The sequence below is a fragment of the Capnocytophaga sp. oral taxon 338 str. F0234 genome, from assembly GCF_000192225.1.
In the GTDB taxonomy this organism is placed as follows: domain Bacteria; phylum Bacteroidota; class Bacteroidia; order Flavobacteriales; family Flavobacteriaceae; genus Capnocytophaga.
The window spans coordinates 1931394-1947134 of sequence record NZ_GL872413.1 but is presented as its reverse complement, the minus strand read 5'-3'; the positions used below and the strand labels follow the sequence as shown (position 1 = coordinate 1947134).

Sequence of the window (15741 nt, the reverse complement as noted above, 5' to 3'; positions counted from 1 at the left end):
AATGAGAGTTTTACAATAAACAGTAGGAACCTCCTTTAACTAAACATACATCCTGTAATTAAAATTATACACCCTGTTAGATAAAGGATTCTACCCCATTTTATGAATAAGGATTTGAACTTATCTATTACTTGAATACGTTCATCATTCATAACAAAACCATTGTATTTTACATGAAAACTCATCATGAACTTAATGAGGAAATTTACAAGAGCTTCCATTATAATGATTATTAAATTTGTCATAATAATAACAAGTATAGAATTGTAGAAATCATGGCAAACATCCATCATTTCCGTACTATACTTTGCGACTAGAACTAAACTAAGCATATACATTATGCATGCACCTAAAAGGCATGCAAGATAATAGAATAGTAATTTCTTGCCATGATATTTCTTGTACATTACTATCGATAAGATATAAAATACAAGGACTAAAATGATGAACAAAATAATTCTCATATTTTTTATTCTATTTTATTTTGTTAGAGATTTTTAAAATCTCTAAGTGATCAAGAAATTTTTTAGTTTCTTCAAATGTATATTCTTCCTTTTCTAGCTCTATTTCCTCTTTTATCATTTTAAATATCTTTGTCTAAGTTCTTCAATAGTTACTTTTTTTCCCTCTTGTTGTATAGCTTCATCAATCATTGCAAAGTATTCCTTTTCACTCATCTCGGTTGGATCTTTCTTTTCAAAAACAACTTTTTTAGCATTGATTCTTTTGAAAAATTGCTCTAGTAAGGGGATGTTAACGGTTTGAATTTCAGCATGTACTATTAAAGTTTCCATAGAATTAATTTTATAAGGTTTTATAAATCATTACTTTTCCCTAAAGAAAATATCCAAAGGTACCCCTTCAAAGTTGAATTTCTCTCGGAGTTTGTTCTCCACAAAGCGGCGGTAAGGATCCTTGATATATTGGGGAAGGTTGGCAAAAAAGACAAACTGAGGCAAGTTGGTAGGTAGCTGCATACAGTACTTGATCTTGATATACTTTCCTTTGGTAGCAGGTGGGGGAGTAGCCTCGATGATTGGGAGCATATACTCGTTGAGCTCGGAGGTCTTGATACGCTGGCTACGGTTTTGATATACCTCTACCGCTTTCTCTATTGCTTTATAGATACGTTGTTTAGTTAGGGCGGAGATAAAGATAATAGGCACATCGGTAAAAGGGGCAATGATCTTGCGAATCCCTTCCTCAAAGTGCTTGGTGGTATGGGTGTCTTTCTCTACCAAATCCCATTTGTTGACCAAGATGACTACGCCTTTCTTGTTGCGCTGTGCCAGCCAAAAGATATTGGCATCTTGCCCCTCGAAGCCACGAGTGGCATCTACAAGGAGCAGACATACATCGGAGTGCTCAATGGCGCGTACCGAACGCATCACCGAGTAGAACTCCAAGTCTTCTTTGACTTTTGCTTTGCGACGAATCCCTGCCGTATCTACCAGATTGAATTCAAAGCCAAAGCGATTATAGCGGGTGTCAATCGCATCGCGGGTAGTACCAGCGATGTCGGTAACAATGTAGCGTTCCTCCCCTATAAGAGCATTGATAAAGGACGATTTCCCAGCATTGGGGCGCCCCACTACGGCAAAACGAGGGAGGGTCGTTTCCTCCTCTTTTTCCTCTTCAGGCAGTACCTTAACCACCGCATCCAAGAGTTCACCTGTGCCACTCCCATTGACACTGGAGATAGGGAAAAGCTCCTCAAAGCCCAAGGCGTAGAACTCATTGGCGTCCATGGCTCGCTTGGTATTATCCACTTTGTTCACAGCAAGGAAAGTAGGCTTTTTGCTTCGACGTAGCAACTGGGCAATTTCCTCATCGGTACTCATGATACCACTTTCCACATCGGTTAGGAAGATAATGGCATCAGCTTCTTCTATGGCGAGGTTCACTTGCTTGTCTATTTCTTTTTGGAATACGTCATCACCTCCTGCTACATAACCACCTGTATCAATCACGGAGAAATCACGTCCGTTCCAGTCGGTTTTTCCATAATGGCGGTCGCGGGTAACCCCACTGATGCTATCTACGATAGCCTCACGGCGCTGAACAAGACGGTTGAAAAAAGTGGATTTGCCTACATTAGGGCGTCCAACAATGGCTACAATGGCACTCATTAGTTATATTTTGGGACAAAGGTAGTCAAAAAAATAAACATAGCAATAAAGTCGTAAGAAATTCTGCTTTTTTAAAAGGAATTTACTATATTTGTTGCGCTATAGGGATAGTGTTTTTAAAGTTTAATTATATGAAAAAGAGGATTCTCTTTTTCTTTGCCCTTTGCTCTTATATGATGCTTACTCAAGGCGATAGTCTTACTATTACCCTTTCTATAATTACCGATATTCGATTGCTTAGTTATCCTTTACCTTTATGAAAACAAAAATACTTTTATTACTAGCTTTCTTTTCTTTAGGAGGCTTTATACAGGCTCAAAATAACCAACTTGAAGGTTTCTACCAAGGGCGTAAGTGGGGGCTTTTCTTGCTCTCTGATAAGAAGTTCTTACTATGGAATCCCTTGGCAGGGGTAAAGGGAGACTACCAAGTACAAAAAGATGGGATGATATGGTTGCAACCTCAGAAGGAACCGCTTTTTCTGGTCTATGCGCGTAATGATAAGGACTTATCCAAGGATAAAATACGGGTGGAGCTAGTGAATTTTCAGCTGGGAAAGAACTATATTCACTTGGAGAGGGGCGGATATTACTCTGTTTTCAACGAAGATAATGATTTGGTACATACTTTTGATAGAAAAGAGGTAGGGAAATCTATTACTTTTATAGGGGAAAGCCTCTTTGAAGAATATAATAAGAAGTTTGTAGGCATAAAAAATGCTTACGAAGTAGGTATGAATCCAGCTTATAATGATTATATCATTTTCTGTCATAGTTATTCTCTATATCAGAGGGAAAGTATAGCTGCTTTTATGAATAAAGATGGAATGGAGATACTTCTTTTAATGAACGAAGAAGAAACCTTAGAAAAGAATAAAGAAGCACTTGCAAAAATACGCTCTAATATAGAAAAAACACCATTAAAGGAAATAAAAAACTATATTTATATCAGGAAAAAAAATGAAAATGAAAAAGAAATGTTGAAGGTGGTACAATCTCAATTAGGGATAGAGGATTCCAATACTATCTTTAGAGAAAAATATGAAAGAGAGGGTACTTCTCCCTATGAATATATGGGGAAAATTACTTATGATAAAGAAAAAAATATATATAAAGAGGCGGAACGAGATCGGACATATCACAAATATAATCTTATAGATACAAAAAAATCAGAAATAGATATGAAAAAACTAAAAATAAAAATCTCACCATTGTTTCCTGAATAATGACTAAAATGCTTATGAAAACAAAAACACTTTTATTACTGACTTTCTTTTTCGTAACCAATAACCTTCTGTCTCAAGATAGGAAACTAATAGAAAGCTACAAACAGCCCGAATCGGGCATTATGCTTTTCCCGAATAAGACTTTTGCCGCTTGGACTTATATGACAGTTATTCGTGGCTATTACCAAAAGATACCCGATGGGGTCTACTTATTAAAGCCTCAGCGGGAACCTTTGTTCTTAGTATATGGATATCACAATGATTCCATTGGGAAGGATAAGGTGCGTATCCGCTTTACCAATTTTGAAGAAGGGAAGAGCTATATTCAGTATGAGAGTGGAAAGACCTATAGTGTGTTCAATGATCACCCTAACTGTTTTTCTCACGAGTATATACATACCTTTGACAGGAAGGAGGTAGGTAGTACGCTTACTCTTATACATCATATAGGATACTATGATGAAGAGGTGTCTTATTTATTTGAGGGAGAGGGGATTAAGAATACATTGCAATTTGACTTGGGAGCGTATAATGATTTCTTGATTTACTATGATAGACTTAGTCGTGAGAAGGCAAATGTAGTGCTCGTACCTATGGAGTTAGAAGGGGAAAAAGGGGCTTTTTTCCATAGAGGGAAATGGCCAGAGGAGGAACTAAAAATGGTTAAGGAAAGATTGAAGAAAGTACCTAAAGAGGATCTCAAAAGGTTTTTTGTTCCTAAAGAAAAATCAAAAGATATAAGTCAGAAGTCTATCTCTTTCCTTTATGCAGAGAACATAGAGCCTCCTACGGCACTCATTGTTCTAAAGAAAGATGGGAGAGTAGTGGCGGGTAGTTATACTTCAAAGCCTTTTGAAGATGATGAAGTTAGGCTATACTTGCAGGTCAAGACACAGGGGAGCATCACAGACCCTAAGCAGCTCAAGGTAGCGCCTAAAACTATCTTTGTCTCCGAGTGTGAATGACCTTCCCAAAGAAGAGAAATAATGGCTAATTAGCCAATCTTCAAAGGAATCGTAATTGCAAGCAGTTGAAAGATGAAATTTTAAAACTGATATCATGAAAACAAAAATACTCTTATTGCTGGCTTTCTCTTTTATAGGAAGCCTTGTATATGCCCAAGAAAAAGATATTTCAGGCAATTACAGAGGGCGTGGAGGGGGCATTATGCTCTTGCCTAACAAAATATTTGTCCTTTGGGGCTATATGACAGCTGTACCAGGGAGTTATGAGGTTCAAAAGGACGGTATCATCCTCTTCAAACCGAAAAAGGAACCACTATTTGTTGTGTATGGGCAGCGGAATGACTCTATTGGGAAAGACAAAGTCCGTATTCGTTTTGCTAATTTTGAAGATGGGAAAAACTATATCCGATTTGAGAAAGGAAAAACATATTCAGTTTTCAATGATAACCCCAATTGTCTTTCTTCTCGCTATGTACATACGTTCTCAAGAGAAGAGGTAGGGAATTCTTTTTCTCTGATTACAGATCTGAAAACGTTCGGGTTTGCTCAACTTTTTGGTGAACTAAAGAATACCTATCAGATTGACTTACAGGATAATAATGACTTTCTTATTTCTTTTCAGAAACTTTCAGAATACCAGATAGATGGGGCAGGCGCTTTGGTAACCAAAGAGGGCTATGAGTGTTTGCTCTTTTTTAACCAAGCTGATGTAGAGAGCAGTAAGCAACTTATACGGGAACTCAAAAAAGGAATTGATAAAATCCCTATGAAAGAGCTAAGAAAGGTGCTTTTTGCTAAGGAGAAGTCGGGAGACCAAGGGGATAAGGAGCTTAAAGACTTCCTTAGTATCTCCAACTTGGAAGAACCTAAGGCGTTTTTTATGAAGATAAAAGGGGGTAGTGTGAAGCCCGATCCTATTAATCGGGATTTTTTAGCGTATGATAAAGGTAAAAATATCTATAAGGATACCCTAAATAATATTGAGTATTATAGGTTTGACTTTGTACAACCCAAGTGTTATCAGACAGACCTTAAAAAGCTCAAGGTGGAGCCTAAAACCATTTTTGTATCTGAATGTGAAAAACCTTCTAAAAGAAGGATATATCAATAATAACCGCTTATGGATGAAATAGTTATCAATAGAATCATTGTCTTCCTGTTTTTTGCCATTTCAGTAGGACTTACATATCTGATTATCAGAAAAAGCAATCGTAAGTCTAAGGATAAAGACAAAGGGAAAGCGGGCTGCCTCACTGCCTTTTTTATCTGGGTGCCTATCTCCCTATTGGTGGGGCTTACCCCCTTTATGTTACTTTTAGGGACAAGTACCGTGAAACAACTCTATCAGCTGGCTTCTGATAGTGACTTTAAGCCCTATACCGCTCAGGTGGTAAGGTATGAGGATACCTATACGAGTGAGGAAAGAGATTCAGATGGACGCACAAGATATGTAGAAATGGGTACGCCTGTGGTTACGTTTACTGTAGAGTCAGGGCAGGAATTAGAGCGAGCACTGCCTTTTGCCACTAATGTAGGGGGGGATTCTTCCTACGACATTCGCTATAAAGCCTCCACAGATGAGATCATTGTTACAGATGTATATATTGTAGTGAAAATCATAGCACTAATTATATTTTTTGTCATTGCAGTTTTCGCCTATTGGGGAATTTACGGCTATCTTACCGACCGACCTATGAAGAACTATGGCAACTATTTAGCCCAAGGGTTGCTCTATGGGGTCATTCTCACTATGACTATGGGGCTATGTGCGGGACTTATCTATGGAGTGCTTACCAAGGAATTACCCCTATGGGTACAAGTGCTGTGTATATTTTTCGCTTTGTCACTTGTGATGGTAATTGTAAGGATTTTCCGCTCTATGTTCCGCTCCGAGGTCAAGGATCCTCTCAAGCGAAGACGGAAGACTACCTATCGTAAAGATTATTAGCTTCTACCCCAAAATCTTACTGATGTGAATTACATATTCGTCTACAGGTATTCAGTGACTTTAACTTGTATCCTATCATAAAGAATGGGGAATCTTTCTTCCATATATAAAAAAAATAAGAAATAAATATGACATATACTAAAATAAATTCTTACATTTGCCACCGAAAAGGAGAAGATACTTTTTTACTGAATTTATTTCTAATAAAAACAATATAATAAAAATTTATAGAATGAGAGATTTAACAAAAATGACTGATATTGAGGACTTGCGTGTAGTTTGTAAGCACAATGTACCTAAGATGTTCTATGAATATGTGGATACAGGATCCTGGACACAAGCCACCTATCGTGAGAATGAAACAGACTTTAATCCTATCAAATTTCGTCAAAGGATATTGGTGGATATGGATAACCGTACTCTTGAAACTACCCTGTTGGGACAAAAAGTGAAATTCCCTGCTATGACCGCTCCTGTGGGCTTTATGGGAATGATGTGGGCTGATGGGGAGATTCACATGGCCAAAGCCGCTCAGAAGTTCGGTATTCCTTTTACCCTTTCTACTATGTCCATCTGTTCTATTGAGGATTTGGTAGAGGCAGGTGTAGAACCCTTCTGGTTCCAGCTCTATGTGATGCGTGACCGTGCGTTTATGAAAGACCTTATTCGCCGTGCTAAGGAAGCCAAATGTTCTGCTCTTATGGTAACTGTGGATTTGCAAGTGCTCGGAAACCGCCACCGTGATATTAAGAATGGACTTTCTACCCCTCCAAAATTTACCATTCCTAATCTACTTAATCTTTCTACTAAAATTCCTTGGGGCTTGCGTTATGTATTTGGTAGTCGTCGTTGGACGTTCCGCAACATTGCAGGACATGCCAAGAACGTATCCGACCTTTCTTCACTCTCTTCTTGGACAAAAGAACAGTTTGACCCAAGCCTTAGCTGGAAGGATATAGCTGAGATTAAGGAACTTTGGGGAGGACCTATTATCCTTAAGGGAATCATGACCCCCGAAGATGCGCAAGAAGCGGTAAAATACGGAGCTGATGCCATTATCGTCTCCAACCACGGAGGTCGCCAGATGGACGATACTATCTCCACTATCAAAGCCTTACCCGATATCGTAAGTGCTGTAGGTAGCCAAACAGAGGTATGGATAGACTCTGGTTTCTATACAGGACAGAACATGCTCAAGGCATGGGCTTTGGGTGCTAAGGGTATCATGCTCGGTCGTGCTCCCGTATATGGTCTTGGAGCCTATGGAGAAGAGGGGGTAACTCGTGCTCTACAAATCCTCTATGACGAAATGGATACCACTATGGCTTTCTCTGGTCATCGCAATATCCAAGACGTAGATAAGAGTATCCTTGTAGAGGGAACTTATCCACTACCTACCAGAAAATAACATCATGATATAAATAAGAATAGCCCTAAACCGAGTGGTTTGGGGCTGTTTATTTCTTAATGGTTCTTTATTTGTTCTTTGCTAATAGGCGTCTTGCTGCATCAGAAGCGGCAATAAGTCCGCCAGCCGACATGATAATGTCTTTCAGTACCAAGCGTCCTGCTCCTGATAGGTAAGGGAAGCCGTGGTTAGGGGTAGGCATATCACCCCCTAAGTTAGGTACATACACCTCTGGGGTAGTGATAAGAAACGAAAGGGTAACGATAGACATACCAAAAGTAAGTAATCCCCCGATAAGTCCTATTTTAGGAGACCAAATACCCAAAAGCGTAAGCAAACCAATTAGGCAGATGAACGCTCCTAAGCCATAAGAGAAAGTATAGGTGTTGTTTTGCTTATGCCATTCTATATTGGCAGCTACCATTTTCCCCTCAGGGTTTTTGTGCAATTTGTATTCTGCTACTTCTTTACCTTTGTTAGCCTCACCTGTAACACCGTTCTCATCGATAGCGGTTTTACCAGAGTTGGCATAGAAGAAACTCATAAAAGGGCTATTGGTAACAAAGGGAACAATCCCATCAGCTTCGTATTGACATACTTTGAGGCCTCCAATCCACGCCATTACGATAAAAATCGCAATGCGAATAAAGTTGATAAACTGTGACTGTAATCCAGCCAATTTTTCTAATAATTGTTGCATATGACTATGTATTATTTTCAGGATGCAAAAATACAAAGCATTTTCCAAATAAGAATGGACTTTTTTGCCACAAACATAGATTATTTTGCCACTATCGAAATTCCTACACTCTCCCTAAATTGCTTTGGGGAAACCCCTACTTCCTTCTTGAAATAACGGCTGAAGTAGAAAGCATCCTCAAAGCAGAGTTCAAAGGCGATTTCCTTGACCGACTTATGGGTGAGGTGCAGTAGCTTTTTGGCCTCCAAAACCAAGCGCTCCCTTAGCAGCGCCGAAGGGGTCTTCCCATAATACTGCTTGATACGCTTGGAGAAAGCACTGATTGAAAGGTGATAGGCCTCAGCATAGAAGCTGATATCCTTTTCCTTGAGAAAGTTGGCCTCCAAAAGCTCTTGGAAATTGGCCACGGGGTTTTGCAAAGGATTTTCTTCTTTCAAGTGGCTCAAAAAATGCTGCTTTTCTCGGCTTCCGATGGCCAAGATTAGTTGCAAGTAGCTCTTAAGCACTGCAATTTGGTAAGGATTGGAGTCTGAAGCAATGGCTTGCATTTTTTTCAAGAGACGCTCCAATTCTCCAAAAACCGCCTGAGAGACCTCAAAGTGGGGTTGTTGGTATATATTGTTGAATAATAAGCCGTTGCAAGCCACTTCCTTCTTGTGGTACTCTATACAATAGAAATCCCCATGGAAGGCAATAAAGTCCATTTTGGGTGCGGTTTCTTTCCATTGAAAATACTGATAGGGGGAGAGGAACAGCAGGGAATAGCCTTGGGAAGTATAGTCGTTGAAGTCGACACTAAAGAGGCTATCCCCCTGTAAGAGAAAGATATAATATAGGGTCGTGTGTGCTCCTTGGGCAAAATCCTCAGGGGTAGCATTGTTGATATGAATATTCTGGTAAGTCATAAATAATCAGCTATCAGGGTACAAAATTAAGAAAAAATGAGTATATTTGCAATCTAATAAGCCAATTAGCCAATGAGTCAATTAGCTAATAACCAACTCAAAACTCAAAACTATCATGAACCGTCTTTTACTTTGTACTTTGTTACTCGTCGCTTGCAAGCAGAAGCCTGTGGAGCAAAAAGATTACCCAGAGGGTTTGACAACTCATATAGTGTCCATAACTGACCCAGATGACTATAAAGGCTATTTCTCTGACCAATATGGTAATAGCTATAGTGAAGAATATGTTGTCTATGAGGATTATGTGCTCTATCAGGGCAAGAAAGCCACACTGCGCCTTAGCCCTGATATGGCTACTTTCAAGGGGAAAGGAGACGGGTTTGCCATGGACAAAAACGGCATCTATTACCGTGGCTATTTCTTCCCAATGGATACCACAGGTTTTAAAATAGTTGGGGTAAAGGATATTCCTCTAAGTGAGGAAAATACGCCTATTTGGAAAACCAATAAGAAAGTGTTCTTAGGTACGCAACCTATGGATGTAGCCCACCCAGAATCCTTTGAAATGGCGTATGATTATCGTGCTCCATGCTATTATTTCAAGGACAAGGAGTTTTTGTATTTCTGTGAGAAAAAGATAGAAGGTTCTGATAGCCAATATATAAGATTATCTGGTATTACCTATGCAGTAGCGGATAAAAACCATACTTATTACAAGGATAAAATCCTCACTTATAAGGGAGAGCCTGTAGAGCTCGTGACAGAGGATTTTTTCAAGACCTCTCGGTATGTACTTGCTTTAACATTGGACGTTGGGGGAGATGACGCTCCTTATTGGAAGGAAGTATCCTATATGGATGTGGCTACCATTAAGGGACTTTTTATTGATAGCCTTTCAGGCGCTTCTTCAGATTATCTTATGGACAAAAACCATGTGTTCTTTAGAGAAAAAGTACTCCCTATCAAAAAAAGAGATTTTGACAGGATACAAACTTTTGGAACCTATTCTTATATCTCCGATGGTAAGACTATTTATCATGGGAGCGACCCTACACCCTATGATGCTCATACTTTTGGGATAGTGCCAGAGTACCCTGGAGATCTTGTTTATGACAAAGATGGTATTTACATGAATAAAGAAAAACTCCCTTTCAAATATACCACTCCGCTCGTATGGGGAAAAAATGCTTTCTTAGAAGGCGAGAAGGTTATCTATGAGCAACAAACCTATGATATCAGTAAACGATGGCAATGGATGACCGATGAACCAACAACTAATGAATAGTGACTAATGACAAGTGACCACTTACTTGTCATTATCTAAAACCCTATAACTCAAAACTCAAAACTCTTATGAATCGTCTCTTACTTCTTACTTTCTTACTCGTTGCTTGTAAGCAAAAGCCTGTGGAGCAACTCCCTACTACAGCCGAAAAGGAGGCTGTGGTACAAGATACTATAGCTGTATCTGATATCCATCGCACGGATTCCCTATGGCATTCCTTTAAGAAATATAAGCGCCCCTATGTGGAGGGCTATATCATCAATAAGGATTATGTCATCTACCAAGAAAAAGATACCCGCAAGATCATAAAACCTGATATGGCGAGCTTTGCAATCCTCAATGTATCGGGATTGGCAGATGACATAATCCTGATTTTTGCCAAAGACAAAAATGGGATCTATTACCAAGGAGATTTTATAAAGATAGATACCACAGGCTTTAGAGTAGTGGGCGTTATAAGCCATCATGACAAGCCGTCTGACTATTGGGAAGAACCTATTTGGCGAACTCATAAGAAGGCTTTTAGGGGAACAAAACCGATTGCTATCTCCGATCCTGCGACCTTTGAGTCGGTTTCCACTTGTTATTTCAAGGACAAAAACTATCTATACTATTATGACCGAAAGGTAGAGGGGGCTGATGTGGCTACCCTTCAGAAGGAACGGGCAGAGGGGAAATTTGTCTCCGACAAGGACAATACCTATTACCAAGGGAAGCCCTTTATCTACAAAGGAGAGCGGGTACAGCAGGTATCGAATAATATATACAAAACCACTACCCATGTATTGCGCTATAATGGAGGAGATGATGATAAGGAAAAGGAGAAGGCGAAGGATTATTTTGTGGAACTCCCTGATTATTTTGATATTCCTACCTTAAAAGGGCTGAATGATCTCTATTTGATAGATAAAAACCACCTCTATTATGATGAAAATACCTATCCGTTAAGGGACAAAGACCTTAGAGTGCCTATTCCCAAGGAAAATTTGAGTAAAATAAAGCTATTTGAGGTTTTGGTAACCGATGGAAACAAGCTCTACGAAGGGAGAGAACCAATCTCTGGCTATGATGTGGCTACTTTTGGGATTGTCCCAGGGCATTATTACTATCAGTATGATAAGAATGGGGTGTATCATTGGCGTAAAAAGCTGCCTTTCCACTATACAAACCGCCCTGAGTATGGGAAAAACTTTTTCTATATGGATAATCAGCTCCTATTTATCTATGAGGATCAGGCTTATTATAAGACTTATGACGATAGCCTCTATGTACCTCATCTCAGCCCCCAGCAGTTGGCGCTGCTAAAAGAAGGAAATACACCTCTAAGAGAATTATTCCCTTCTCAAGACGATAAGCAAAAGAATAAAGAAATAGACACCACAGGCTTTGAGGAGCTTTCCTATTTCTTTTGGAGGCATAACGGACAGATTTATCATTTGATTTATAAGGAGTGGTATGATAGTGACCAACATGATTGGAAGAGCGAACGTAGATATGTAGTAGTAAAGGGCTATGACAATGCCTCGCTAAAGGTAGTTCCCAATGGTTTCTTAGCCGATAAAGATTATTGGTATGATGGTACTACAAGGCTGTTCCCAAGCAAGGACGTGGAGCTTTTGGCTATCTATGAGGGCTATGAGAAAGGCTGGGGTATGGATCCCGCCCCTAGTCCTAATTTCTATCTCTTTAAGAATGCCCAGGGGTATTGGTTGGCCGAATTAGACGGAGAGGGGGCAATGTGTCCATTGACCAATGAGCAAGCCAATAAATTATTAAACCAACAATAGCAACTCAAAACTCAAAACTCAAAACTCAAAACTCGAAACTCAAAATTCAAAACTCAAAACTATCATGAATCGTCTCTTACTTTTTACGTTATTACTCGTTGCTTGCAAGCAAAAGCCTGTGGAGCAACTCCCTACTACAGCCGAAAAGGAGGTAGTGGTACAAGATACCATACTTGTATCCGATATCCATCGCACGGATTCCCTATGGCATTCCTTTAAGAAATATAAGCGCCCCTATGTGGAGGGCTATATCATCAATCAGGATTATGTCATCTACCAAGAAAAAGATACCCGCAAGATCATAAAACCTGATATGGCGAGTTTCGCGCGCCTTGATGTATCGGTATTAGCCAAAGACAAAAATGGGATCTATTACCAAGGGGATTTAATAAAGATAGATATCACAGGCTTTAGCGTAGTGGGCTTTATAAGTCACTATGACAAGCCGTCTGACTATTGGGAAGAACCTATTTGGCGAACTTATAAGCAGGCTTTTAGGGGAACAAAACCGATTGCTATCTCTGATCCTGCGACCTTTGAGTCGGTTTCCACTTGTTATTTCAAGGACAAAAACTATCTATACTATTATGACCGAAAGGTAGAGGGGGCTGATGTGGCTACTCTTCAGAAGGATTTGGCAAATGGGGAATTTGTCTCCGACAAGAACAACACCTATTACCATGGAAAACCCTTTATCTATAAGGGGGAGCGGGTACAGCTGGTATCGAATAATATATACAAAACCACTACCCATGTATTGCGCTATAATGGAGGAGATGATGATGAGGAAAAGGCGGAGGATTATTTTGTGGAACTCCCTGATTATTTTGATATTCCTACCTTACGAAGGCTGAATGATTTCTATTTGATAGATAAAAATCATCTCTATTATGATGAAAATAGCTATCCATTAGAAAATAAAGACCTTAGAGTGCCTATACCCAAGGAGAATTTGAGTAAAATAAAGCTGTTTAAAGTTTTTGTAACTGATGGGGACAAGCTCTACAGAGGAAAAGAGCTGCTCTCTGGCTATGATGTGGCTACTTTTGGGATTGTCCCAGGGCATTATTACTATCAGTATGATAAGAATGGGGTGTATAAATGGGGTGAAAAGCTGCCTTTCCACTATACAAACCGCCCTGAGTATGGGAAAAACTTTTTCTATATGGATAATCAGAACCTATTTGTCTATGAGGATCAGGCTTATTATAAGACTTATGAAGATAGCCTCTATGTACCTCACCTCAGCCCCCAGCAGTTAGCGTTGCTCAAAGAAGGAAACACACCCCTAAGGGAATTATTCCCTTCCCAAGACGATAAACAAAAGAATAAAGAAATAGACACCACAGGCTTTGAGCAGCTTTCCTATCCCTTTTGGAGACACCAAGGGCAAGTTTATCATCTGCTCTATAAGGAGTGGTATGATAATAACCAACATGATTGGAGGAGCGAACATAGATATGTAGTAGTAAAGGGTTATGACAACGCCTCGCTAAAGGTAGTTCCCAATGGTTTCTTAGCCGATAAAGATTATTGGTATGATGGTACTACAAGGTTGTTCCCAAGCAAGGACGTGGAGCTTTTGGCTATCTATGAGGGCTATGAGAAAGGCTGGGGTATGGATCCCGCCCCTACTCCTAATTTCTACCTCTTTAAGAATGCCCAGGGGTATTGGTTGGCCGAATTAAGCGGAGAGGGGGCAATGTGTCCATTGACCAATGAGCAAGCCAGTAAATTATTAAACCAATAATAGCAACTCGAAACTCGAAACTATTATGAAGATATTTTATATTTTCCTCTTCTGTATAGGAATATACTCAGCAGTAGCTCAAGAAGATACTGATACAGTTTATATAAAACCTGCTCAGACTAAAGAAGGGCTCAAAGCAGAGGTACAGCTTATCTATAACCAAGGGTATCTTATCAATGATAATTATGTAATTTATCAAGAAGAACAGTCAAGAGAAATAATCCATCCAGATATGGAGACTTTCCAATTGGATGATTGGAATAATTATCTTATAGGGGATAAAAATATTGTTGCCAAGGACAAAAATGGTGTCTATTTTGAAGGAAAGTTTTTCCCTTCTGATTCTGGGTGTTATTTGATTGCTGTCATGGATAAGCCTATTGCTCAGGGGGAGTACTTCCCCTCAGGCAAAGATTGTATTTGGAGAACCAATTATAAAGTATATTTCAATACAGAAGAAATCCCAGAGGCAGACCCTCAGACTTTCAAAAGTCTGAGATATTTTAATGATTTATATCATAGGGATAAGAATTATCTATACTACCGTGGCAAAAGAGTAGAAGGAGCCGATGTTCAAAGTATTCGCCCCTCGTATTCTCTTTCAGAGGTTGTCGCTGATAAGAATAATACTTATTACAAGGGGAAAGTCTTCACCTACAAAGGAGAAAGTCTAACACAGCTGACAAGTAATATCTTTAAAACACCTCATTATGCACTTATATTCAAAAATAATAAGAATACTCATAAGGATGAATTTGTAGAACTTCCTGCTTATGTGGATGTATATTCTCTTAAGGGATTATCCGAAACTTATGCGATGGATAAGAAAAACATCTATTATGCCCAAACTTATAAGGCAGATACCTTACTCGTTCCTCTCAAAAACAAAAGGAAGATACGGGTTTTTAATGAATATATCACTGATGGAGTGGATATTTTCAGAGAACGAAATGAAAAAATAAATCTTGATGCCAAGACATTTGGAATATTAGGCGACGATTATCTATATGATAAAGAAGGGGTCTACAAAAGTCATGACGTGTCAGAGAAAATTCCTTTTGATTATAAAGCGCCCGTTAGGTTGGGAAAGAATCTATCTTATCTTAAGGGGAATGTTTTTTATAATAATCAAGTGTATGATAATTGGAAGGACAAAGTGTATACCCTCACTCAAGAGCAGATAGAAGAAGTCAAAAGAAGAAATATTTATCCACATCAGTTATGGGAGAAAACTTCAAAAAAATCCTGTCCCAAAAGTGCAGACGAAGCTACTTTCAAATGGCTATATACAGGACTATATAATTCATTAGGAAAAGATAAAAATAGAGTGTATTTCTCTGTCCAACAAAAAATAACCTTTATAGAGGGATATGACATAGTTTCTTTGAAGACTGCTTTTGATAAATTTTTCTTAAAGGATAAGGATTATGTATATTATTTTTCTATTCGGCTTATAAAGAGTGACAAAGTAGAACTTCTGGCCTCTTACCAAGGACATCGCCATTATTGTAGTCATCCTTCTATGCCTGTCTCTGATTTCTATCTCTTCAAAAATTTCGAAGGTTATTGGTTAGTCAAGATAGGGGGCGGGGTATTTGTTGAGTTCTTAGGAACTGAACATAATCTGCTTATTAGATAG

General features: G+C 39.0%; 14 protein-coding genes. 10 read left to right on the top strand and 4 right to left on the bottom strand.

From position 1 onward, the window contains the following. Nucleotides 1-578: 578 nt before the first annotated feature. Both HMPREF9071_RS08770 and der read right to left on the bottom strand, forming a co-directional pair. A complete protein-coding gene (locus HMPREF9071_RS08770; protein ID WP_009746270.1) occupies nucleotides 579-794 on the bottom strand; it encodes a hypothetical protein in 216 nt (71 codons plus the stop codon). Between the two features lie 30 nt (nucleotides 795-824). Next, nucleotides 825-2129, bottom strand: a complete 1305-nt coding sequence (gene der / locus HMPREF9071_RS08765) for a ribosome biogenesis GTPase Der (RefSeq protein WP_009746269.1) — start codon at nucleotides 2127-2129, stop codon at nucleotides 825-827. Between the two features lie 131 nt (nucleotides 2130-2260). On the opposite strand from der, the gene HMPREF9071_RS12605 reads away from it, so the two are divergent. From HMPREF9071_RS12605 to HMPREF9071_RS08740, 6 genes are all read left to right on the top strand, one after another. Beyond that, entirely contained in the window at nucleotides 2261-2389 is a 129-nt protein-coding gene (locus HMPREF9071_RS12605; protein WP_009746268.1) for a hypothetical protein, read from the top strand. Continuing rightward, nucleotides 2386-3354 carry a hypothetical protein gene (locus HMPREF9071_RS08760; RefSeq protein ID WP_009746267.1) on the top strand — a complete coding sequence of 323 codons (969 nt, stop codon included), beginning with the start codon at nucleotides 2386-2388 and terminating at the stop codon, nucleotides 3352-3354. The genes HMPREF9071_RS12605 and HMPREF9071_RS08760 overlap by 4 nt, the downstream gene beginning before the upstream one ends. Nucleotides 3355-3368: 14 nt before the next feature. Further along, complete coding sequence (locus HMPREF9071_RS08755; protein WP_040358491.1) at nucleotides 3369-4319, top strand: hypothetical protein; 951 nt, start codon at nucleotides 3369-3371, stop codon at nucleotides 4317-4319. A 94-nt stretch (nucleotides 4320-4413) separates the two neighbouring features. Next, entirely contained in the window at nucleotides 4414-5430 is a 1017-nt protein-coding gene (locus HMPREF9071_RS08750; protein ID WP_009746265.1) for a hypothetical protein, read from the top strand. A gap of 9 nt (nucleotides 5431-5439) precedes the next feature. Next, the gene (locus tag HMPREF9071_RS08745; RefSeq protein ID WP_009746264.1) at nucleotides 5440-6267 is read left to right on the top strand and encodes an ethanolamine utilization protein EutH; all 828 of its coding nucleotides are present in this window, start codon (nucleotides 5440-5442) and stop codon (nucleotides 6265-6267) included. 232 nt (nucleotides 6268-6499) lie between these two features. Continuing rightward, nucleotides 6500-7675: an alpha-hydroxy acid oxidase gene (locus HMPREF9071_RS08740; RefSeq protein ID WP_009746263.1), complete on the top strand. Its 1176-nt coding sequence runs from the start codon at nucleotides 6500-6502 to the stop codon at nucleotides 7673-7675. Nucleotides 7676-7742: 67 nt separating this feature from the next. On the opposite strand, the gene HMPREF9071_RS08735 is transcribed toward HMPREF9071_RS08740, so the two are convergent. Together HMPREF9071_RS08735 and HMPREF9071_RS08730 are read right to left on the bottom strand one after the other, a co-directional pair. Continuing rightward, complete coding sequence (locus HMPREF9071_RS08735; RefSeq protein WP_009641799.1) at nucleotides 7743-8375, bottom strand: DUF417 family protein; 633 nt, start codon at nucleotides 8373-8375, stop codon at nucleotides 7743-7745. An 80-nt stretch (nucleotides 8376-8455) separates the two neighbouring features. Further along, nucleotides 8456-9280, bottom strand: coding sequence for a helix-turn-helix domain-containing protein (locus tag HMPREF9071_RS08730; protein WP_009746262.1), 825 nt, complete (start codon nucleotides 9278-9280; stop codon nucleotides 8456-8458). Between the two features lie 115 nt (nucleotides 9281-9395). On the opposite strand from HMPREF9071_RS08730, the gene HMPREF9071_RS08725 reads away from it, so the two are divergent. The 4 genes from HMPREF9071_RS08725 (at nucleotide 9396) to HMPREF9071_RS08710 (ending at nucleotide 15741) form a co-directional block, all read left to right on the top strand. Next, nucleotides 9396-10565 carry a DKNYY domain-containing protein gene (locus HMPREF9071_RS08725; RefSeq protein ID WP_009746261.1) on the top strand — a complete coding sequence of 390 codons (1170 nt, stop codon included), beginning with the start codon at nucleotides 9396-9398 and terminating at the stop codon, nucleotides 10563-10565. 68 nt (nucleotides 10566-10633) lie between these two features. Next, nucleotides 10634-12352, top strand: a complete 1719-nt coding sequence (locus HMPREF9071_RS08720; RefSeq protein ID WP_009746260.1) for a DKNYY domain-containing protein — start codon at nucleotides 10634-10636, stop codon at nucleotides 12350-12352. A 64-nt stretch (nucleotides 12353-12416) separates the two neighbouring features. Continuing rightward, nucleotides 12417-14102 carry a DKNYY domain-containing protein gene (locus tag HMPREF9071_RS08715; protein ID WP_009746259.1) on the top strand — a complete coding sequence of 562 codons (1686 nt, stop codon included), beginning with the start codon at nucleotides 12417-12419 and terminating at the stop codon, nucleotides 14100-14102. Between the two features lie 25 nt (nucleotides 14103-14127). Beyond that, a complete protein-coding gene (locus tag HMPREF9071_RS08710) occupies nucleotides 14128-15741 on the top strand; it encodes a DKNYY domain-containing protein (RefSeq protein ID WP_009746258.1) in 1614 nt (537 codons plus the stop codon).